19 protein-coding genes are annotated in these 20,137 nt (G+C 59.3%); 11 read left to right on the top strand and 8 right to left on the bottom strand.

The features are described from left to right. Positions 1 to 42: 42 nt before the first annotated feature. The 3 genes from KQ933_RS07195 to KQ933_RS33735 all read left to right on the top strand — a co-directional run bounded on the left by KQ933_RS07195 (position 43) and on the right by KQ933_RS33735 (position 797). The gene (locus tag KQ933_RS07195; RefSeq protein ID WP_216758003.1) at positions 43 to 315 is read left to right on the top strand and encodes a hypothetical protein; all 273 of its coding nucleotides are present in this window, start codon (positions 43 to 45) and stop codon (positions 313 to 315) included. Positions 316 to 461: 146 nt separating this feature from the next. Then, positions 462 to 623, top strand: coding sequence for a hypothetical protein (locus tag KQ933_RS07190; protein ID WP_216758002.1), 162 nt, complete (start codon positions 462 to 464; stop codon positions 621 to 623). 39 nt (positions 624 to 662) lie between these two features. After that, positions 663 to 797 (top strand): hypothetical protein, encoded by a 135-nt coding sequence (locus KQ933_RS33735; protein WP_301925031.1) that lies wholly within the window; start codon positions 663 to 665, stop codon positions 795 to 797. A gap of 59 nt (positions 798 to 856) precedes the next feature. Here KQ933_RS33735 and KQ933_RS07185 read toward each other — a convergent pair whose 3' ends face one another. From KQ933_RS07185 to gyrA, 5 genes are all read right to left on the bottom strand, one after another. Further along, positions 857 to 1,150: a hypothetical protein gene (locus KQ933_RS07185; RefSeq protein WP_253958280.1), complete on the bottom strand. Its 294-nt coding sequence runs from the start codon at positions 1,148 to 1,150 to the stop codon at positions 857 to 859. Between the two features lie 32 nt (positions 1,151 to 1,182). After that, positions 1,183 to 2,256, bottom strand: a complete 1,074-nt coding sequence (locus tag KQ933_RS07180; RefSeq protein ID WP_216758834.1) for a hypothetical protein — start codon at positions 2,254 to 2,256, stop codon at positions 1,183 to 1,185. Beyond that, a complete protein-coding gene (locus tag KQ933_RS07175) occupies positions 2,256 to 2,663 on the bottom strand; it encodes a hypothetical protein (RefSeq protein ID WP_216758000.1) in 408 nt (135 codons plus the stop codon). The genes KQ933_RS07180 and KQ933_RS07175 overlap by 1 nt, the downstream gene beginning before the upstream one ends. 10 nt (positions 2,664 to 2,673) lie before the next feature. Continuing rightward, positions 2,674 to 4,167 (bottom strand): FAD-binding oxidoreductase, encoded by a 1,494-nt coding sequence (locus tag KQ933_RS07170; protein ID WP_216757999.1) that lies wholly within the window; start codon positions 4,165 to 4,167, stop codon positions 2,674 to 2,676. A gap of 92 nt (positions 4,168 to 4,259) precedes the next feature. After that, positions 4,260 to 7,061, bottom strand: coding sequence for a DNA gyrase subunit A (gyrA, locus tag KQ933_RS07165; RefSeq protein WP_216757998.1), 2,802 nt, complete (start codon positions 7,059 to 7,061; stop codon positions 4,260 to 4,262). Positions 7,062 to 7,286: 225 nt separating this feature from the next. On the opposite strand from gyrA, the gene KQ933_RS07160 reads away from it, so the two are divergent. Further along, a complete protein-coding gene (locus KQ933_RS07160; protein WP_183729299.1) occupies positions 7,287 to 7,934 on the top strand; it encodes a MarC family protein in 648 nt (215 codons plus the stop codon). 47 nt (positions 7,935 to 7,981) lie between these two features. Here KQ933_RS07160 and KQ933_RS07155 read toward each other — a convergent pair whose 3' ends face one another. Further along, a complete protein-coding gene (locus KQ933_RS07155; protein ID WP_216757997.1) occupies positions 7,982 to 8,524 on the bottom strand; it encodes a single-stranded DNA-binding protein in 543 nt (180 codons plus the stop codon). 256 nt (positions 8,525 to 8,780) lie between these two features. Here KQ933_RS07155 and uvrA point away from each other — a divergent pair, with 256 nt between their 5' ends. From uvrA to KQ933_RS07140, 3 genes are read left to right on the top strand one after another with little or no spacing between them, the layout of a single operon-like run. After that, on the top strand, positions 8,781 to 11,705 hold the full coding sequence (gene uvrA / locus KQ933_RS07150; RefSeq protein WP_216757996.1) for an excinuclease ABC subunit UvrA: 2,925 nt from the start codon (positions 8,781 to 8,783) through the stop codon (positions 11,703 to 11,705). Beyond that, on the top strand, positions 11,702 to 12,163 hold the full coding sequence (locus KQ933_RS07145; protein ID WP_216757995.1) for a GNAT family N-acetyltransferase: 462 nt from the start codon (positions 11,702 to 11,704) through the stop codon (positions 12,161 to 12,163). Before uvrA ends, KQ933_RS07145 begins: the two co-directional genes overlap by 4 nt. 24 nt (positions 12,164 to 12,187) lie before the next feature. Next, on the top strand, positions 12,188 to 12,994 hold the full coding sequence (locus tag KQ933_RS07140; RefSeq protein WP_216757994.1) for a DUF72 domain-containing protein: 807 nt from the start codon (positions 12,188 to 12,190) through the stop codon (positions 12,992 to 12,994). A gap of 4 nt (positions 12,995 to 12,998) precedes the next feature. Here the strand turns inward: KQ933_RS07140 and KQ933_RS07135 are convergent, their stop codons facing one another. After that, positions 12,999 to 14,471: an NAD(P)H-hydrate dehydratase gene (locus KQ933_RS07135; protein ID WP_216757993.1), complete on the bottom strand. Its 1,473-nt coding sequence runs from the start codon at positions 14,469 to 14,471 to the stop codon at positions 12,999 to 13,001. 345 nt (positions 14,472 to 14,816) lie between these two features. Between KQ933_RS07135 and KQ933_RS07130 the strand changes: the two genes are divergently transcribed. The 3 genes from KQ933_RS07130 (at position 14,817) to hspQ (ending at position 17,130) form a co-directional block, all read left to right on the top strand. Beyond that, positions 14,817 to 15,155 carry a P-II family nitrogen regulator gene (locus KQ933_RS07130; protein ID WP_003539626.1) on the top strand — a complete coding sequence of 113 codons (339 nt, stop codon included), beginning with the start codon at positions 14,817 to 14,819 and terminating at the stop codon, positions 15,153 to 15,155. An 80-nt stretch (positions 15,156 to 15,235) separates the two neighbouring features. Next, positions 15,236 to 16,645, top strand: coding sequence for a type I glutamate--ammonia ligase (gene glnA, locus KQ933_RS07125; RefSeq protein ID WP_183729318.1), 1,410 nt, complete (start codon positions 15,236 to 15,238; stop codon positions 16,643 to 16,645). 155 nt (positions 16,646 to 16,800) lie between these two features. Then, on the top strand, positions 16,801 to 17,130 hold the full coding sequence (hspQ, locus tag KQ933_RS07120) for a heat shock protein HspQ (protein WP_216757992.1): 330 nt from the start codon (positions 16,801 to 16,803) through the stop codon (positions 17,128 to 17,130). Between the two features lie 159 nt (positions 17,131 to 17,289). Here the strand turns inward: hspQ and KQ933_RS07115 are convergent, their stop codons facing one another. Beyond that, positions 17,290 to 17,961 carry an invasion associated locus B family protein gene (locus tag KQ933_RS07115; RefSeq protein WP_183804797.1) on the bottom strand — a complete coding sequence of 224 codons (672 nt, stop codon included), beginning with the start codon at positions 17,959 to 17,961 and terminating at the stop codon, positions 17,290 to 17,292. Between the two features lie 285 nt (positions 17,962 to 18,246). Here KQ933_RS07115 and KQ933_RS07110 point away from each other — a divergent pair, with 285 nt between their 5' ends. Continuing rightward, on the top strand, positions 18,247 to 20,049 hold the full coding sequence (locus tag KQ933_RS07110) for an extracellular solute-binding protein (RefSeq protein WP_216757991.1): 1,803 nt from the start codon (positions 18,247 to 18,249) through the stop codon (positions 20,047 to 20,049). Positions 20,050 to 20,137 lie beyond the last annotated feature (88 nt).

Below are 20,137 nucleotides of genomic sequence, written 5' to 3'. Positions count from 1 at the left end.
GCAAGTCATTTAGCCATGCCGCCTGGCGCGGCTGAACGATGAATGAACGCGGTGTTCAAGGCCCGCTCAGATGCGATCTGTTTTACTCGGACCATCAACGCAGACGCTGCCGGTCCAGGTAGCGTTATCCCCGGAAAGACCTTGATCATGCTGATCATCCTGATTGCAATAGCCGTTATTTTCTCGCTGCTTGCGGAGCTTTTCTACGGTTATGTCGCTAATCGACGCCAGCTTTGGGTACGACCGGAAGTTAACGAACATGCGGCCATTATGCGTCAGCTTGGCCGCATGCGTTCTAATCGATTTGAATTCTGAACGGCAGATGAACAAGGCATTCAAGGTCGCTTCAGAACACGGTTGGTAAACACCCCGTCAACATCCGGCGGGAACCATTTTAAGACGGATGCGTTCACTTGATCGACACATATGAGATGCGGAAGCGCGGCAGGAAGGGAATGAACATGCCTGGTAAGATCACCATGATTAACGTGCTTTGGATGGCAATGATTACAGGTATGCTGACTGCTACAGTCGCTCTCTATGACAACGAGAAGATCGATACTTCCAAGGTATATGGCCCCTACGCTTCGGCTCGCTCCGTAAGCGTTCTTGGCCAGTACTGAGGGGCTTGAACGCAACTCTCCACAGAAAGGAACGCCACCATGTTCACGATCCTGACAGTCCTCACAGCACTCATCAGTATCATGTTCATCGTGTCCGTGACTTCGACAATTTCCGCGCTGCGCCGTGAGAGCACGGAAGGGAAGTCGCTGAAAGAGAAGCACAGCGTTTTCTAAAGCCGCTTCCGCAGCGGAAAACACGAATAAAAGCCGGATGTTCTGCGTCCGGCTTTTTTTCATGTCGACGATGCAGGCCGCAGCGAGAGGCAGCCGCTTTTTCGCAGCGGCAGGACAAGAAGCGCACCTCTGCCATAAAGCGCACGCACATAGTCGCTGCGTTCACTCGTGACGACGGTAAAGCCCCTGCCCCATCGCAGGATGGAGACACCTTCGGGCAATGCGGCAGGTTCAATGCTGCCGGCCGGAAAGACCATGGCTGCTGGCGCCTCGCCTGTTGCGGCAAAGACGACAGCAGCCAGTGCGAAGACTGCGGCAATGACCGCAATCGCGGCGCCTGCCTTGCGTGCCAAGCGTCTTATCACAGGGCCACCCGTTCGATGCTTCAGAAATCGAATATATGCTCAAGGCCGGGATCCGCAATCGGCCAGTCTCTAAGCAACGAGGCAAGATCAGCCACCTTGACGGACAAAAGCACGCGGTCGCTGTCAAAACCTGATCGCGTAAGCCGCGTGATTACCTCGCCGGGCAGATTGCCCTGCTCCGTACCCTGCGGCAGGGTCAGCGACACCATGATCTCGTCATTGCCGGCAATCTCGCGGATTGTACCGCCCGCCTTGGCGATCTCGGCGAGGATATGGGTGAAGCGGTCGTAGCGCGGCGTCTCGATCAGCACGCCATCGGTACTTTCCGCAATGACCGATACATCGGGAATTGCCGAAAGCGCGGTGGCAGGCAGACCCGATATGACCGAGCGGATCGTCCGCTTCGCCTCGCCGGTTGCAGCGACAGCGCTGGCGATCACGCCGGCATAAGCGATCTTGGCGCGCCATTCGCCGCCGAGCGCCAGACGGCGTTCCCAGCCGCGCGGCGGCTCTTCCACCGGTGCGGCCCAAAGCCTGTCGATCCAGGGCTGGAAGGGGTATTTGTACCATGGAGTCTGGCGCAGGAAGGCGGCGTAATCGATCGCCATGTCGCGGGCGATGAGATCCTGCGGGGTCTTTTCACTGCCTCGCCATAGCGCAAAAACTCGGCCGATCGTTTCCTCATAGGCCGCTTTCAAGCCCATTTCGAGCGTGAAGCTGACGCCGATGGTGGCGATCATCATTCGGGTTTCGCGATCGGCGCCGCCATGCCGATCGGCGATGCGGGTCAGCGCGCAGTCGGCCACCCAGAAATCCTTCACGTTGGAAAAATAGCCGAAGCGATATTCGTCGCCAGTTTTCAGGGCCTCGGCGAGCCCGTCATAGGCATAGACGATATGCCACTCCGGATAGGTCAGGTAGGTATTGGCTTCCTGCCTGTGGAATTCCAGGTCCGAAATCAGCGGCTTATAGCTATCAGGCTCTGGGTCGGCATGGCAGAAGGTCTCGACATAGGCAACCGGGCTGAGCAGCAGCAGGATCGCAACAACAAGCGCCGCGAGAATCCAGCCGACAATCTTCAGGAGGCGCCGCATCACGGGGCCTCGCGACGGAAGATGTAGCTCGACGCAATCCCCACTCCACCAAGGAAGAGATGCGGCAGATTAGCAAGGATCTTGAACGTAAAGGGAAGATCCTGAATGCCGTAATTGACGATGCCGAGATCAAGATAACCCGACCCGGTGATCAGCCCAAGCAGACCATCGCTGAAATAGAGCAGGCCAAAATAGAAAAGGAAGTTGCGGGACGCACGGGCCGACAGGAAGGCCGCGATGCCTGCCCAGGCGGCCGAGGCCAGATGCAGGCTGTCGTCATAGATATCGAGCGCGAAAATGCCGAAGGCGCGCCCCTCCGCGTCTGTCAGTCCCGGAATGTAATTCAACGCCGCCGCAAAAAGCAGAGCCACGGTATAAAGCACAGCAATCAGCCGAAGCCTGGACATGCAAATCCTCCTAGAGGCTTCCGAGATAGCGATCCCAGAAATGATTGCGGAAGGTAAGGCCGGGATCGAGCCGACGCTTGGCCGCTCCAAATTCCCCAGCGCGAGGATAGGCGCGGGTGAACTGATCCAGCCGGGCATGCGGGCGATATGGCAGATAATAGCTGCCGCCGATTGCGAGCACGCGCTCGATCAGCGCTTCCGTCATACGCCGCATGTCGGCCTCGCCCCTCACCGTCTTTTCCTGCGAGAAAAGCATGACCGCGGCAATCCGAGGTTCCGTCGCGTAAGCCAATACGCTGTCGCGGTCGGTATCGACATAACGCAGCGTGATGTTGAGAAGCTGCTGGTAGGAGGCGGGAATGACATCCTGGCAGGCTGCAACGAAATCGGCGAAGCGCGAGGGTGAGACGAAATATTCGTGCAGGATATCCGTTCGGGACGGATCACGGTCATCGAGGGTGATGACGGGTTCGTTCATCAGACTGTTGCGCGTCGCCTGGCCGGCGAGCGACGGATTGACAACGGCCTCGGTCCACCAGCGGAAATGCTTGGCCGTGTCGGAACCGAGCTGCGCCCGGAAGATTTCGCGCGAGACGTGGCTGACGAAACCGGAGCCGGAGGCGGGCGGTATCTTCGTCTGGTCCGGCGCGGCCCGGTAAGTGATCAGCAGCGCATCTTCAAAGAAACGATCGCGCGAAATATCCATGCGCCCATAGGCCATGTTGATCGAGCTGTCGCCTGCGAGCACCTCGGCAAAGCGCCGGCCCAGATCTTCGCCTGCCAGATGCTCGAAGGTCGGCTGCAGAAGCACGTTCGGCACCATGTCGAGCTCGAGTTCGGTGATGACGCCGAAAAGCCCGTATCCGCCCATGGCGTGATTGAAAAGCTCGGTATTTTCCGTCCGCGAGCAGGTCAAAAGGCTGCCGTCCGCCGTCATCAGCCTGATGGAACGGACGGTGCTGCCGCAGGCGCTGAAAGGAACCGGCCAGCCATGCGCATTGACCGAAAAGGTGCTGGCGACGCCGAAATCGTTGTTGGACTGCATGACGGCGGGCGAAAAGCCGATCGCATCGAGCTTGGAAATGATCGTCGACCAGCGAGTGCCGGCGGCGACACGGTAGGTCTTGGCGGCCGTATCTGCCTCCAGCCAGTCCTGATCGAGCGTCAGCGCCGTGCCATTTTCGGCAAGGCTCTGGCCGCCCATCGAATGGCGCGCGGCGCTGGCGATGAAGGGCCTGTTTGCCTTGACGGCTTCAGCGAGCGCCGCACGCAACTGGCCAATCATGGCATCCTGCGGCGGCTCCTTGACGGTCAGATGGGCCGCGACCCGGGTCGGCGTCAGCTCTCCGGCGTCATTGAGAATGGTCGTGCCGTCGTCTACGGGAAGTTCTGTTGGAAAGGCTGGTCCGGGATCGCTTTGCGGCTGAAGCAGGAAACGTCCCGCCACGACACCCGCTGTTGCCGAAATGCCGGCCAGCACCCCTCGCCTTGTCCACCTGCCCACAGTATTCCCCCGGATGAATCGGCAAGTCCTTCATAGCGCAATAAAAAACCGGGCGGCAGGGGCCGCCCGGTCTGCAATGAGAAAGTGGTGAATTATTCGCCCGATGGGGTTTCGTCAGCTTCGCCCGCCGCGGCAGCTTCGCCTTCGGAAACCACGGCTTCCTCACCGTTTTCCGCCGTCTCTTCCTCTTCCGGCTCGCTGATGCGCTCGACCGAAACGACCTTCTCATCCTTGGCGGTGGAGAAGATCGTGACGCCCTTGGTCGCGCGGCTGGCGATGCGGATACCGCCCACCGGAACGCGGATCAGCTGGCCGCCATCCGAGACGAGCATGATCTGGTCGCCGTCGTCGATCGGGAAGGCGGCGACAAGTTCGCCGATTTCGCCTGTTTTCGACGTGTCAGTGGCACGGATACCCTTGCCGCCGCGGCCGGAGATGCGGAAATCGTAGGAAGACGAGCGCTTGCCGAAGCCCTTTTCCGAAACCGTCAGCACGAATTGCTCGCGTGCCTTCAGCTCTTCATAACGCTCATCGGAGAGCTGTCCCTCTTCGGTGACTTCCTCACCGACCAGAGCGATATCCTCTTCGTCCACGCCCGTCGCACGACGTTCGGCGGCAGAGCGCTTGAGATAAGCGGCGCGCTCCCACGGCTCGGCATCGACATGGCCGACAATCGTCATCGAAATGATGCGGTCGCCATCGCCGAGATTGATGCCGCGCACGCCGATCGAGTTGCGGCCGGCAAAAACGCGGACGTCATCGACCGGGAAGCGGATGCACTGGCCGAGCGCCGTCGTCAGCAGAACGTCGTCCCGATCCGTGCAGGTCTCGACGGAGAGGATTTCATCGCCCTCTTCGTCCAGCTTCATGGCGATCTTGCCGTTGCGGTTCACCTGGACGAAGTCCGACAACTTGTTGCGGCGGACTGTGCCACGCGTCGTCGAGAACATGACGTCGAGGTTATCCCAGCTGTCCTCATCCTCAGGCAACGGCAGGATGGTGGTGATGCGTTCTCCTGACTCCAGCGGCAGCATATTGATCAGCGCTTTGCCGCGCGAGGTCGGCGTGCCGATCGGCAGACGCCAGACCTTTTCCTTGTAGACGATGCCGCGCGATGAGAAGAACAGAACCGGCGTATGGGTATTGACAACGAATAGCCGACTAACAAAATCCTCGTCACGGGTAGTCATGCCCGAGCGACCCTTGCCGCCGCGGCGCTGCGCACGATAGGTCGTCAGCGGTACGCGCTTGATATAGCCGAGATGCGATACCGTGACGACCATGTCTTCGCGGGCTATGAGATCCTCATCGTCCATTTCGAGACCGCCATCAATGATCTCGGTGCGGCGCGGTGTGCCGAACTCGTCGCGAACGGCAATCAGCTCGTCCTTGACGATCGTCTGGATGCGGACACGCGACGACAGGATATCGAGATAATCCTTGATCTCCTCACCTATCTTATTGAGTTCATCGCCAATTTCGTCGCGGCCGAGGGCCGTCAGGCGGGCAAGGCGCAGCTCGAGGATCGCCCGAGCCTGCTCTTCCGAGAGGTTATAAGTAAGGTCCTCGTTGATGCGATGGCGCGGATCATCGATGAGGCGGATGAGGCTTTCGACATCTTCCGCCGGCCAGCGGCGGGTCATCAGTTCTTCGCGGGCGGACTGCGGGTCCGGCGCCTGACGGATGACGCGGATGACTTCATCGATATTGGCGACCGCAATTGCCAGGCCGACCAAGACGTGCGCACGTTCACGCGCCTTGCGAAGCAGGAATTTCGTTCTCCGGCTAACGACCTCCTCACGGAAGGAGACGAAGGCACGAAGCATGTCGAGCAGCGTCAGCTGTTCCGGCTTGCCGCCGTTCAGCGCCACCATGTTGCAGCCGAAGGAGGTCTGCAGCGGTGTGTAACGATAGAGCTGGTTTAGGATGACGTCGGCGTTTGCGTCACGCTTCAGCTCGACGACGACGCGATAGCCCTGGCGGTCGGATTCGTCACGCAGATCGGAGATGCCTTCGATGCGCTTCTCGCGCACCAGTTCGGCCATCTTCTCGATCATCGTCGCCTTGTTCACCTGATAGGGAATTTCGGTGATGATGATCTGTTCGCGATCACCGCGCATCGGCTCGATGGTGGCAACACCACGCATAACGACGGAACCGCGGCCGGTTTCGTAGGCTGAACGGATGCCGGAACGGCCGAGGATCTTGGCACCGGTCGGGAAGTCGGGACCCGGAATGATCTGCATCAGCTCCGGCAGTTCGATTGCCGGATCGTTGATCAGCGCGATACAGCCGTCGATCACCTCGGAGAGGTTATGCGGCGGAATGTTGGTCGCCATGCCGACGGCAATGCCGCCTGCGCCGTTGACCAGTAGGTTCGGGAACTTAGCGGGAACGACGACCGGCTCGGACAGCGTGCCGTCATAGTTGTCGCGGAAGTCGACCGTTTCCTTGTCGAGGTCGTCGAGCAGCGAATGCGCGGCCTTCTGCAGGCGGCATTCGGTGTAACGTTCAGCCGCCGGCGGATCGCCATCGACGGAGCCGAAATTGCCCTGACCGTCGATGAGCGGCAGTCGCAAAGACCAGTCCTGCGCCATACGGGCCAAAGCGTCATAAATCGCGGCATTGCCGTGCGGATGGTATTTACCCATCACGTCCCCGGTAACACGAGCGCATTTGACGTATTTCTTGTTCCAGTCGATGCCGAGCTCGGACATGCCGTATAGGATGCGCCGATGCACGGGCTTCAGGCCATCGCGCACGTCGGGCAGCGCTCGGGACACGATCACGCTCATCGCGTAATCGAGATACGACCGCTGCATTTCCTCCATAATAGAGATCGGCTCAATGCCTGGCGGGAGCTTCCCGCCGCCGGGGGGTGTTTGCTCAGTCAAAACGGTTCACGTTCTCTTCTAGAATCACTTGAAGATTTATAGCGGAAAGCCTGTTCCCGCGCCAATTTGGCCAGGGGTTTTGAACAGGCTTTTGCGGTCGAAAGAGGGCAAATCACGGCATTTGCCCATGGGTAGGAAACAATCAGCGATCATGCATTTGCCAAATCGGAAGCCGCACAGCACAATCATCAAAAACAAACATCTATATGGGGTTTTGAAGAAGCGATGGCAAGCGCCGACCAACTGATCAACGCGTTCACGACGCTGCTCGTTACCATCGATCCGCCGGGCCTCGCGCCGCTCTTTCTCGGCCTCACTGTCGGCATGAGCCGGCCGGAGCGAAAACAGGTGGCGCTGCGCGGCACGACGATCGCCTTCATCATCCTTGCCGTTTTCGCGCTCTTCGGTTCCAGCGTGCTCGGCGTGCTCGGCATCTCGATCGGCGCCTTCCGGCTGGCCGGCGGATTGCTGCTTTTCTGGATCGCCTTCGAGATGGTCTTCGAACGACGTCAGGACCGCAAGGAAAAGACTACGGAAGTGGCGATCACCAAGGATCATATCGAGAATATCGCCGTCTTCCCGCTGGCGCTGCCGCTGATTGCCGGGCCGGGTGCGATCTCGGCGACGATCCTGCTTGGCGGCACCCTGCCCTCCACGGTCGAGCGCGCGCAACTAATCGGCGTCATCGCCGGCTGCCTGCTGATCACCCTGCTGGTGCTCTTCCTTGCCGACCGGCTCGACCGCTTCCTCGGCGTCACCGGTCGGGCGATCCTGACCCGCCTGCTCGGCGTTATCCTAGCAGCCCTTGCCGCTCAATTCGTCGTGGATGGCGCCAAATCCGCACTCAATCTGATCAGCGCCACGCCGACATGAAAACGGCGCCAGAAGGCGCCGTCATCACAACGTCGGGATAGCGTCGATCAAAACGGGATATCGTCGTCGAGATCGCGCGAGAAGTTTCCGCCGCTACCGCCGCTGTTGGCGCTGCCACCACGATTACCGCCGCTGCTGCGGCCACCGCCGGAGGACGAGCCGGAGCCATAGTCGTCGCCGCCGAAATCATCACCGCCACGACCGCCGCCGAAGCCGGAGCCAGCACCGCCACCTTCACCGCGGCCATCGAGCATAGTCAGGGTCGAATTGAAGCCCTGCAGCACGACTTCCGTCGAGTAACGATCGTTGCCGTTCTGGTCCTGCCACTTGCGTGTCTGGAGAGCGCCTTCGATATAAAGCTTGGCACCCTTCTTCACATATTGTTCGACGACCTTGCAGAGGCCTTCGTTGAATACCACGACAGTGTGCCATTCGGTCTTCTCGCGGCGCTCGCCGGAATTGCGGTCGCGCCAGGTTTCCGAGGTCGCGATGCGGAGGTTGGCGATCGGCCGGCCATCCTGCGTGCGGCGGATTTCTGGGTCTGCACCCACGTTTCCGACCAGAATTACCTTGTTTACACTGCCAGCCATATTGTTCACCTTACTGCCGCCCTGACCGGCGGCGTTCAAAAAATCATCGGCGCACCTTAAACCATAGAGGACAAGCGATGCGCATCCAGGCCCTCTTAATCCACAAGGAATTTTGTTCTTTATTTGTTCTAATTATTCGCTATGATCCTGTCAACAGAATCGAAAACCTTTGTTGTACCGGACATTCAGCCTCGACTCGCCCGCTGGCATCACTAAATAAGGGCTGTCATTCCCCAAACGACTTGAAGCAGAGACGATGAGCGAACTGAAGACGATCTCCATCCGTGGCGCGCGCGAGCATAATCTGAAGGGCATCGACCTCGATCTGCCACGCAACAAGCTGATCGTCATGACCGGCCTTTCCGGCTCCGGCAAATCCTCGCTCGCCTTCGACACAATCTATGCCGAAGGCCAGCGCCGCTACGTCGAAAGCCTTTCGGCCTATGCGCGCCAGTTCCTAGAAATGATGCAGAAGCCCGATGTCGACCAGATCGACGGGCTTTCGCCGGCGATCTCGATCGAGCAGAAGACGACCTCGCGCAACCCGCGCTCGACGGTTGGTACCGTCACCGAAATCTACGACTATATGCGCCTGCTCTTTGCCCGTGTCGGCGTCCCCTATTCGCCTGCGACCGGCCTGCCGATCGAGAGCCAGACCGTGAGCCAGATGGTCGACCGGGTGCTCGCCTTCGAGGAAGGCACGCGTCTCTATATATTGGCTCCGATGATCCGCGGTCGTAAGGGCGAATATAAGAAAGAGCTGGCGGAGCTCATGAAAAAAGGCTTCCAGCGCGTCAAGGTGGATGGGCAGTTCTACGAAATCGCCGACGCGCCAACGCTCGACAAGAAATACAAGCATGATATCGACGTGGTCATCGACCGTATCGTCGTGCGGCCCGATATGGCCTCGCGCCTTGCCGACAGTTTCGAGACGGCGCTGAAGCTCGCAGACGGCCTTGCCGTTGCCGAATTTGCCGACAAGCCGCTGCCGCCGGAGGAAACCTCGGCCGGTGGCTCGGCCAACAAGTCGCTTAACGAGACGCACGAGCGCGTGCTGTTTTCGGAAAAATTTGCCTGCCCCGTCTCCGGCTTCACCATTCCGGAGATCGAACCGCGGCTCTTTTCGTTCAACAATCCCTTCGGCGCCTGCCCAACCTGCGACGGTCTCGGCTCGCAGCAGAAGATCGACCCCGATCTGATCGTGCCCGAGCCGGAACGTACGCTGCGCGACGGTGCGATTGCGCCCTGGGCCAAGTCGACCTCGCCCTACTACAACCAGACGCTCGAAGCGCTCGGCAAACATTTCGGCTTCAAGCTCGGCAGCCGCTGGAACGACCTTCCTGAAAAGGCCAAGGATGTGATCCTGAACGGCACTGAGGAGAAGATCGAGTTCCACTATGCCGACGGCGCGCGCTCCTATACGACCTCGAAGAATTTCGAGGGCATCGTGCCCAATCTCGAACGGCGCTGGAAAGAGACGGATTCGGCCTGGGCGCGCGAGGATATCGAGCGCTTCATGTCGGCGGCCCCCTGCCCGGCCTGTAACGGTTTTCGCCTGAAGCCGGAAGCCCTGGCGGTCAAGATCAACAAGCTGCATATCGGCGAAGTCACCCAAATGTCGATCCGCATCGCACGCGACTGGTTCGAAGCGCTGCCGGCAACTTTCAATGCTAAACAAAACGAGATTGCCGTGCGCATTCTCAAGGAAATCCGTGACCGCCTGCGCTTCCTGAACGACGTCGGCCTGGAATATCTGAGCCTGTCGCGCAATTCCGGCACGCTGTCCGGCGGCGAAAGCCAACGTATTCGCCTTGCCTCGCAGATCGGATCGGGCCTGACCGGCGTTCTTTACGTGCTCGACGAACCGTCGATCGGCCTGCACCAGCGCGACAATGCCCGTCTGCTGGATACGCTGAAGCATCTGCGCGATATCGGCAATACGGTCATCGTGGTCGAACACGACGAGGATGCGATCCTGACGGCCGACGACGTGGTCGATATCGGCCCTGCGGCCGGCGTCCATGGCGGCCAGGTGGTGGCGCATGGCACGCCGCAGGAAATCATGGCCAATCCCAAGTCGCTGACCGGCAAATATCTCTCCGGCGAACTCGGCGTGGCCCTGCCGGATGAACGCCGCAAGCCAAAGAAGGGCAAGGAGATCAAGGTCGTCGGCGCTCGCGGCAACAATCTGAAAAACGTCACGGCGGCCATCCCGCTCGGCGTCTTCACTGCGGTGACGGGAGTGTCCGGCGGCGGCAAATCCACCTTCCTGATCGAAACGCTTTACAAGTCGGCGGCGCGGCGTGTCATGGGCGCGCGCGAGATCCCCGCCGATCACGATCGTATCGACGGTTTCGAGCATATCGACAAGGTCATCGACATCGATCAGTCACCGATCGGCCGCACGCCGCGTTCGAACCCGGCCACCTATACCGGCGCCTTCACGCCGATCCGCGACTGGTTTGCCGGCCTACCGGAAGCCAAAGCGCGCGGCTACCAGCCAGGCCGCTTCTCCTTCAACGTCAAGGGCGGCCGCTGCGAGGCTTGCCAAGGCGACGGCGTCATCAAGATCGAGATGCACTTCCTGCCCGACGTCTATGTCACCTGCGACGTCTGCCATGGCAAGCGCTACAATCGCGAAACGCTCGACGTCACCTTCAAGGGCAAGTCGATTTCCGACGTGCTGGATATGACGGTGGAAGAAGGCGTCGAATTCTTCACTGCGGTCCCGGCCGTGCGTGACAAGCTGCAATCGCTCTTCGACGTCGGCCTCGGTTACATCAAGGTCGGCCAGCAGGCCAATACGCTTTCGGGCGGGGAAGCCCAACGCGTCAAGCTCGCCAAGGAATTGTCGAAGCGCTCGACGGGCCGCACGCTCTATATTCTCGATGAGCCGACCACTGGCCTGCATTTCCATGACGTCGCCAAACTTCTGGAAATGCTGCATGAGCTGGTGAACCAGGGCAATTCGGTCGTTGTCATCGAGCATAATCTCGAGGTCATCAAGACCGCCGACTGGATCCTCGACTTTGGACCCGAGGGCGGCGATGGCGGCGGCGAGATCGTGGCCGTTGGCACGCCGGAGGCGATCGTCAAGGAGAAGCGCTCCTATACGGGCCAGTTCCTCAGGGAATTGCTGGAGCGGCGGCCGGTCAAGAAGGCGGTCGCGGCAGCAGAATGACGATGCGGCTTGCCACGATTGCGGAGTTGCCTGCCGTCGTGGCGCTGACGACCGCCGCCTATCAGCCCTATACCGATCTTTTCGGCTATCCGCCGATCCCGGTGACGGAAGACTATGAGCCACGGATCGAACGAGGCGAAGTCTGGCTGCAGGAGGCGGATGGCGCGGTGGCGGGGCTCTCAGTGGTCGAGCGCCATACCGATCACCTGATGCTTTTCAGCATCGCGGTATCGCCAGACTTTCAAGGTGAGGGACATGGCATGGCCATGCTTCGCTGGCTGGAGGACAGGGCGCGGGAATGGGCCGTGCCGGAGATCCGTCTTTACACCAATGCGCGGATGGAGCGGAACATCACCCTCTATTCCGCCTTCGGTTTTCAGGAAACGGGTCGCCGGCCCAATCCCTATCGGCCAGGATGGACTATCGTCGATATGGCCAAAAAGATCGGCGCGATCTGAGGGATCGCAAGTGAGGAGGAACAGATGAGCAAATCGGGCACGATCCGCGTGGGTATCGGCGGCTGGACGTTCGAACCTTGGCGCGGCCATTTCTTTCCCGCCGATCTCAAACAGAAGGATGAGTTGCATTATGCCAGCCGCCAACTGAAGGTCATCGAGGTCAACGGTACCTACTACAGCACGCAGAAGCCTGCGGTTTTCGCAAAGTGGGCGGCCGATGTGCCTGAAGGCTTCATCTTTTCGCTGAAGGCGACGCGCTTTACCACCAATCGACGGGTACTTGCCGAGGCTGGTGAATCGATGGAGAAATTTCTCTCGTCCGGCATCAGCGAACTTGGCGATCATCTCGGCCCTCTGCTCTGGCAGTTCGCGCCGACGAAGAAATTCGATCCCGCTGATTTCGAGGCCTTCCTGAAACTGCTGCCGGAAAAGCAGGACGGGCTGAAGCTGCGCCATGTCGTGGAAGTCCGGCACGATTCCTTCAAGGTGCCGGAATTCGTCGCGTTGCTCGAGAAATACGGCGTGGCGCCTGTCTGCGCCGAACATTTCGACTATCCGATGATTGCCGATGTGACGGCGGACTTCGTCTATACGCGGCTGCAGAAAGGATCGGACGATATTCCGACCTGCTATCCGGAACCGGAGTTGAAGGACTGGAGCAAGCGGCTCCAGACCTGGGCCGAGGGCAAGGTGCCTGACGACCTGCCACTGATCGACAAGGATAGGAAGGTCAAGGCCGAGCCGCGCGACGTCTTCGCCTTCATGATCCACGAAGGCAAGGTCAATGCGCCGCATGGGGCAATCGCCCTGCAGAAGCGGATCGATCAATAATCCTTTAGAAGGGCAGCACGTGCGCGGCGAGGTCTTCGGCCGTCAGGCCCTTGCCGGCACGATGTCCCGCCTCTCCATGCAACCAGACGCCGGCTGCCGCCGCCTCGAAGGCAGGCAGGCCCTGGGCGAGCAAGCCGCCGATGATGCCGGCCAGCACATCGCCGGAACCGGCGGTGGCGAGCCATACCGGGGCATTGGCGTTGATCAGCGCCCGACCGTCCGGTGAGGCGATGACCGTATCGGCACCCTTATAGATGACAGCGGCGTTGGAGCGACTGGCAGCGGCGAGAGCCTTGTCCACCTTGCCTGCCTTCTTGTCGGCAGCAATATCGGGAAAGAGGCGGGCGAATTCACCGTCATGCGGCGTCAGGACGAGCCGAGGCTCTCCCTTGAACAACTCGAAAAGCTCCTGCGGATCGTCCTTGAAGGAGCTGATGCCGTCCGCGTCGAGAACGAGATGGCGCTCGCGCAGCAGCGACACGAAATCGCGGGCCCTCTTTCCAATGCCGAAACCGGGGCCGAGAACGAAGCTCTGAAGGCGTGCGTCCTTCAGCCAGTCCTCCAATGCGGCTGCATCGTCGATGGCGTGCAGCATGACGGCTGTCAGATGGGCGCTGTTGGCGGCGAGAGCTTCCACCGGCGCGGCGATGGTGACCAGCCCGGCCCCAGACTTGAGGCCTGCCGTCGCCGACATGCGGGCCGCCCCCGTCTTGCTTGCCTCTCCCGAAAACACGACCAGATGGCCGCGCTTGTATTTATGGGTTTCCACTTGCTCGGCCGGCATGGCAGCGCGCCAGGCGGCGGGCGTGTTCTCAGCCACGAGGCCGCTCGTCTGCGCCCTGATGATGCGGCCGGGAATGCCGATGTCGAAGACTTCCAATTCGCCGCAAAGCTCCCTGCCCGGCATCAGCAGATGGCCGGGCTTACGGGTCATAAAGGTCACCGTATGTGCCGCACGGAAGGCAGCTCCGAGCACGGCGCCAGTGCGGCCGTCGAGGCCGGAGGGCAGATCGACGGCGATGACGGGAGTTCCTGCCTTGCCGACCTTATGGATCAGATCCGCGACCTCGGATGGCACATCGCGTGCAAGGCCGGCTCCGAAAAGGCCGTCGATGATGACATCACCCTGCTGCTGGTCGTAGCGCGCAATATCCTGCCCCTTCAGTGCACAGGCCGCCCTGGCGCGGCCTGCATCGCCCTTCAGTTTTTCCGGGTTGCCAAGATGGAAGATCTCCACTCGTCCACCACTCTCCTGCAGGAGCCGGGCGACGATATAGCCGTCACCGCCATTGTTGCCGGGGCCGCAGAACACCGCGAAACGTTGTGCGCCGGGATAAAGACGCAATGCTGCAGCGGCGACCGCGGCACCTGCCTTTTCCATTAGGCCATAAGAATCGATTCCGGATTCGGCTGCAGCCTTATCGGCCGCAGCCATTTCGACAGGGGTGAGAAGAAGATCGGCGAGGGGTTTGCTCATGCCCCTATTCAATTCAAAAAGCGCCTAAAAAACAACCGAATGATTATCATAACGAAAGAGCAAATATTGTGCATTTGCCTATTTTTACGACTCTCTGCGACAAGCCAAAAGAAACCATGAGTCGAGGGATATTTTCAGGTTTTGCGTCATTTTTGATCAAAACGCACTATTGTTCACCTCGTTTTTTGATCAAAGGGACACGGAAACGCGGGCAAACCGGGCTTTGTGCATAAAATTCCACGATTTTTTGCCTGAGACGGATTTCAAACTGGCACGATATCTGCATCATATCCCGCGAGCGGGAAAGTTCCTGCTTTAACGGGAGAAGCGGAGAGACATTTTCTCATGAAAAAGATCGAAGCGATCATTAAGCCTTTCAAGCTGGACGAGGTGAAGGAAGCCCTTCAGGAAGTCGGCCTGCAGGGTATCACCGTCACGGAAGCGAAGGGCTTCGGTCGCCAGAAGGGCCATACCGAACTCTACCGCGGCGCCGAATATGTCGTCGATTTCCTGCCGAAGGTGAAGGTTGAGGTCGTGCTCGCAGATGAAAACGCGGAAGCCGTCATCGACGCGATCCGCAAGGCCGCGCAGACGGGGCGCATCGGCGACGGAAAGATTTTCGTTTCCAACGTCGAAGAGGTCATCCGCATCCGCACCGGTGAAACCGGTATCGATGCCATCTGACCGGCTTTGCCTCTCGGCAAAGCTTGATCATCCTCATCGCACATAATGTAACGTCATCACAAAAACAGAGGAAGCATTTCATGGCGAGTGCAAGCGAAATCCTGAAGCAGATCAAGGACAACGACGTGAAGTTCGTCGACCTGCGCTTCACTGACCCCAAGGGCAAGCTGCAGCACGTTACGATGGACGTCGTCTGCGTCGATGAAGACATGTTCGCCGACGGCGTCATGTTCGACGGTTCCTCGATCGGCGGCTGGAAGGCCATCAACGAGTCCGATATGGTGCTGATGCCCGACCCGGAAACGGTGCATATGGACCCGTTCTTCGCCCAGTCGACCATGGTCATCGTCTGCGACATCCTCGACCCGGTTTCCGGCGAGGCCTACAACCGCGACCCGCGCGGCACCGCCAAGAAGGCCGAAGCCTATCTGAAGGCATCCGGTATCGGCGACACGGTCTTCGTCGGCCCGGAAGCCGAGTTCTTCGTCTTCGACGACGTCAAATACAAGGCTGACCCCTACAATACCGGCTTCAAGCTCGATTCCACCGAACTGCCGTCGAACGACGACACCGACTATGAGACCGGTAACCTCGGCCATCGTCCGCGCGTCAAGGGCGGCTACTTCCCGGTTCCCCCTGTCGATAGCGCCCAGGACATGCGTTCGGAAATGCTGACGGTCCTCTCAGAAATGGGCGTCGTCGTCGAAAAGCATCACCACGAAGTGGCTGCCGCCCAGCACGAACTCGGCATCAAGTTCGACACGCTCGTCCGCAACGCTGACAAGATGCAGATCTACAAGTATGTGGTCCATCAGGTCGCCAATGCCTACGGCAAGACGGCAACCTTCATGCCGAAGCCGATCTTCGGCGACAACGGCTCGGGCATGCACGTACACCAGTCGATCTGGAAGGGCGGCAAGCCAACCTTCGCCGGCGACGAATATGCAGGCCTCTCCGAAACCTGCCTCTACTATATCGGCGGTATCATCAAGCATGCCAAAGCGATCAACGCCTTCACCAATCCGTCGACGAACTCCTATAAGCGTCTCGTCCCGGGTTATGAAGCTCCGGTGTTGTTGGCCTATTCCGCTCGCAACCGCTCGGCTTCCTGCCGCATCCCGTTCGGCTCCAACCCGAAGGCCAAGCGCGTCGAAGTCCGCTTCCCGGACCCGACCGCCAACCCTTACCTTGCCTTTGCCGCCATGCTGATGGCCGGCCTCGACGGCATCAAGAACAAGATCCATCCCGGCAAGGCCATGGACAAGGACCTCTACGACCTGCCGCCGAAGGAATTGAAGAAGATCCCGACCGTGTGCGGTAGCTTGCGCGAAGCACTCGAAAGCCTCGACAAGGACCGCAAGTTCCTGACGGCCGGTGGCGTGTTCGACGACGACCAGATCGACGCCTTTATCGAACTGAAGATGGCCGAGGTGATGCGCTTCGAAATGACGCCGCATCCGGTCGAATACGACATGTACTACTCGGCATAAGACAAGACATGAAAGCCCCGGTTCGCCGGGGCTTTCTTTGATCCGGAGGTCATGAAGACCGATGGGCAGAGATGACAGTCATGTGACGAAATCCCGCAAAAATCTTGATTTGTGGGGGACCGATCACCAAATCAGGTGAGAAAGGAAGTCGTACCATGAAAGAAAGAATAGCAAAATTCAGTATAGGCGAAGTGGTTCGGCACAAGGTTTTTCCGTTTCGCGGCGTCATCTTCGACGTTGATCCGGAGTTCGCGAATACGGAAGAATGGTGGAATTCCATTCCAGCGGAAGTCCGCCCCAGCAAAGACCAGCCGTTCTACCACCTGCTCGCGGAAAACGACGACAGCGAATATGTTGCCTACGTTTCCGAGCAGAACCTGATGAGTGACGAAAGCGATACGCCGCTTCGCAATCCGCAGGTTGAGCAGATTTTCGACCGCAGCCCGACAGGCCAGTTCAAACCCAAGATGAGCTTCGCCCATTAAGTCGGAACGCAAGACTTCGATGACAAGGCCCCGCATGTCGGGGCCTTTTCTTTTTCTCATATCGTTATCGCAAAACCGCTGCACACTTTTGCTCGACATGCTTTAGCAACAAAAAACCCGGCCTGAAGCCGGGTTTTCGTGAATTCCTGAAAGCACTGATTACTGGGCCTTTGCTGCCTTTTGGGCGTCTTCCAGCTTCTTGCGAGCTTCTTCGGCCTTCTTCTGCATGCTGTCCTGCAGGCTGCGCTGGCTTTCGGCGAGCTTCGATTCGGAAACCGGTTCGCCGTCATAAGCGCCGGTGAAGCCTTCGAGCGAAACCTTGATCGGGTTCGGAGCGCGGCGGAAGTTGATCGAGGTGAAGACCACGTCACTGCCCTTCTTGAGGCTTGCGATCATGGCATCCGTCAGCGGGATTTCAGCCGTGCACTTGTCCGGCAGGCAGACAGCGTAGTCGAGCTTCTGGCCCTTACCGCCATCGATCTGCATCGCGATGCCCGGGGGGATCAGGCGCGCGGCCGGAACCGAAACCTGAAGGATCTTGCGGTTGATCTTGCCGGAGACCGAGATCAGGCCGACAGCCGTAACGAGCTGACCGCCGTTGGCGAGAACGAGGTTCTGAACAACGCAGATGTCGTTGTCTTCCTGCTTGCTGCAGGTCTTGTACCAGCCGAGGCGAGGTGCGCCGGCGGCCTGTGCGGGAGCGTCAGCCGACGCTGCCGGAGCCTGAGCCGCTGCATCCTGTGCAAAGGACGAGACCGGAGCCGAAGCGCCGAAGACCACTGCCATAACGGACAGTGCTGCCCGCATTTTCTTTTCAGACTTGAACATCATAACGAATTCCGTCTCCTGATATCCGTTGCGGGGCTACGTTCGGCCGCCCCAACCACCGGGTCGTTCGGCACTCCACCTCTTAAAACATTAAGGCAAATGCATGACCCCGAAACTTCGGGTCACGTGTTACATCGCACTGTTGAAGATATCCAGCATTTCTTTGGCAATTTCGCGGGCATTTTGGCACATAGGTAAAGAATGCGGCGGCCGCGGTTGGAATTGAGCGCTCTCATGCTACCCTTCCGGCGAATCGTGCCCATTGCCGCGCATCAAGGAATTTCAGCAATGCTCCGGATCGCCCTTCTCACCGCTTTCACGCTTGTTGCCGGCGCTGCCGCCGCGGAACCCGTGCATGGTATCGCCATGCATGGCGCACCGGCGCTGCCCGCCGATTACAAGAACTTCCCTTACGTCAATCCCGACGTGAAAAAGGGCGGGAAAATCACCTATGGCGTGGTCGGCACCTTCGACAGCCTCAATCCCTTTATCCTCAAAAGCATGCGTACGACGGCACGCGGCATGTGGGATCCGCAATTCGGCAATCTGATCTACGAATCCATGCTGCAGCGTTCGAGTGACGAGCCCTTCACGCTCTATGGGCTGCTAGCCGAAACGGTGGAATGGGATGAAGACCGCAGCTTCATCCAGTTCAATCTCAATCCGAAGGCCAAGTGGTCCGACGGACAATCCGTTACGCCCGAAGACGTGATCTTTTCCTTCGAGCTGCTGCGCGACAAGGGCCGTGTGCCATTCTCCAGCCGCCTCAATCTCGTATCCAAAATGGAGAAGGTCGGCGATCACGGCGTGCGCTTCACCTTCAATGAGAAGGCCGATCGCGAGACGCCGATGATCTTTGGCCTGTTTCCGATCCTGCCGAAACATGCGATCGACCCTGATAGCTTCGATCGCAGCTCGCTCACGCCGCCCATCGGCTCGGGACCTTACAAGATCAAGAGCCTGAAACCAGGCGAAAGCATCACCTACGAGCGAGACCCGAACTACTGGGGCAAGGACATTCCGGCCAAGGTCGGCATGGACAATTACGACCAGCTTACCGTGCAGTATTTCCTGCAGGACACGACGCTGTTCGAGGCCTTCAAGAAGGGCGACATCGATATCTATCTGGAGGGCAATCCGGGGCACTGGGCCAATGCCTATGATTTCCCAGCGGCAACGTCGGGTGCGGTCGTGAAGGACGTGTTCAAACCGAAACTGCCGAGCGGCATGCTGGGCTTCGTCTTCAACACGCGGCGGCCGATCTTTAGCGATATCAAGGTACGCGAGGGTCTGTCACTGGTCTTCGACTTCGAGTGGGCCAACAAGAACCTCTATTCCGGCGCCTACAAGCGCACGCAGAGCTTCTGGCAGAATTCCGATCTCTCAAGTTTCGGGGTACCGGCGGACGCGCGTGAGCTCGCGCTGCTCGGACCGATCAAGGACCAGATCGACCCCGCCATACTTGACGGCAGCTACAAGCTGCCAGTGACCGATGGCTCGGGACGCGACCGCAACGTGCTGAGGCAAGCTGTCGACCTTCTGAAACAAGGGGGCTACACGATCCAGAACGGCAAGATGGCCGATCAGAGTGGCAAGCAGCTCGCCTTCGAGATCATGACCCAGAATGCTGACCAGGAGAAGCTGGCCGTCGCCTACCAGCGATCGCTGCAGACGATCGGCGTCGCCGCGTCGATCCGCACCGTCGACGATTCACAGTATCAGAGCCGCACGAACAGTTTCGACTATGACATGATCATGAAGGCCTACACCTCATCGCTGTCACCCGGCAACGAGCAGCTTGGCCGCTGGTCGTCCGCTGCTCGCACGCGTGAAGGGACGGACAGTTTCGCCGGGGCCAACGATCCCAATCTCGATACGCTGATCGACCATCTCTTGCGGGCGCGCTCGACAGAGGATTTCACAGCTTCCGTGCGCTCCTACGACCGGTTGCTGCTGTCCAACCATTATGTGCTGCCGCTCTACCATATCGACCAGCAATGGGTGGCGCGCAACAAGCGCATCGGGCACCCCGATGCGGTGCCACTCTATGGCTATCAGCTACAAACCTGGTGGGATACGAGCGCGCAATAATCACATCAGCAGACGCGTCGTTCTATTTCCTTTCTCTTGCCTCGACCTTCCTCTAAAGATCGTCGAAAACACCTTTTATGCGATCGAG

The sequence above is a fragment of the Rhizobium sp. WYJ-E13 genome, from assembly GCF_018987265.1.
Classification (GTDB): Bacteria; Pseudomonadota; Alphaproteobacteria; order Rhizobiales; family Rhizobiaceae; genus Rhizobium.
Note: the sequence above shows the minus strand (reverse complement) of the source record. Positions and strands in the feature narration are given on the sequence as shown.

Coding starts and splice junctions, on each gene's coding strand:
- glnA (WP_183729318.1), top strand. CDS start 15,236: ATGGCGAGTGCAAGCGAAATCCTGAAGCAGATCAAGGACAACGACGTG.
- KQ933_RS07180 (WP_216758834.1), bottom strand. CDS start 2,256: ATGCGGCGCCTCCTGAAGATTGTCGGCTGGATTCTCGCGGCGCTTGTT.
- KQ933_RS07175 (WP_216758000.1), bottom strand. CDS start 2,663: ATGTCCAGGCTTCGGCTGATTGCTGTGCTTTATACCGTGGCTCTGCTT.
- uvrA (WP_216757996.1), top strand. CDS start 8,781: ATGAGCGAACTGAAGACGATCTCCATCCGTGGCGCGCGCGAGCATAAT.
- KQ933_RS07160 (WP_183729299.1), top strand. CDS start 7,287: ATGGCAAGCGCCGACCAACTGATCAACGCGTTCACGACGCTGCTCGTT.
- KQ933_RS07130 (WP_003539626.1), top strand. CDS start 14,817: ATGAAAAAGATCGAAGCGATCATTAAGCCTTTCAAGCTGGACGAGGTG.
- KQ933_RS07190 (WP_216758002.1), top strand. CDS start 462: ATGCCTGGTAAGATCACCATGATTAACGTGCTTTGGATGGCAATGATT.
- KQ933_RS07135 (WP_216757993.1), bottom strand. CDS start 14,471: ATGAGCAAACCCCTCGCCGATCTTCTTCTCACCCCTGTCGAAATGGCT.
- hspQ (WP_216757992.1), top strand. CDS start 16,801: ATGAAAGAAAGAATAGCAAAATTCAGTATAGGCGAAGTGGTTCGGCAC.
- KQ933_RS07140 (WP_216757994.1), top strand. CDS start 12,188: ATGAGCAAATCGGGCACGATCCGCGTGGGTATCGGCGGCTGGACGTTC.
- KQ933_RS07195 (WP_216758003.1), top strand. CDS start 43: ATGAACGCGGTGTTCAAGGCCCGCTCAGATGCGATCTGTTTTACTCGG.
- KQ933_RS07115 (WP_183804797.1), bottom strand. CDS start 17,961: ATGATGTTCAAGTCTGAAAAGAAAATGCGGGCAGCACTGTCCGTTATG.
- KQ933_RS33735 (WP_301925031.1), top strand. CDS start 663: ATGTTCACGATCCTGACAGTCCTCACAGCACTCATCAGTATCATGTTC.
- KQ933_RS07145 (WP_216757995.1), top strand. CDS start 11,702: ATGACGATGCGGCTTGCCACGATTGCGGAGTTGCCTGCCGTCGTGGCG.
- KQ933_RS07110 (WP_216757991.1), top strand. CDS start 18,247: ATGCTCCGGATCGCCCTTCTCACCGCTTTCACGCTTGTTGCCGGCGCT.
- KQ933_RS07155 (WP_216757997.1), bottom strand. CDS start 8,524: ATGGCTGGCAGTGTAAACAAGGTAATTCTGGTCGGAAACGTGGGTGCA.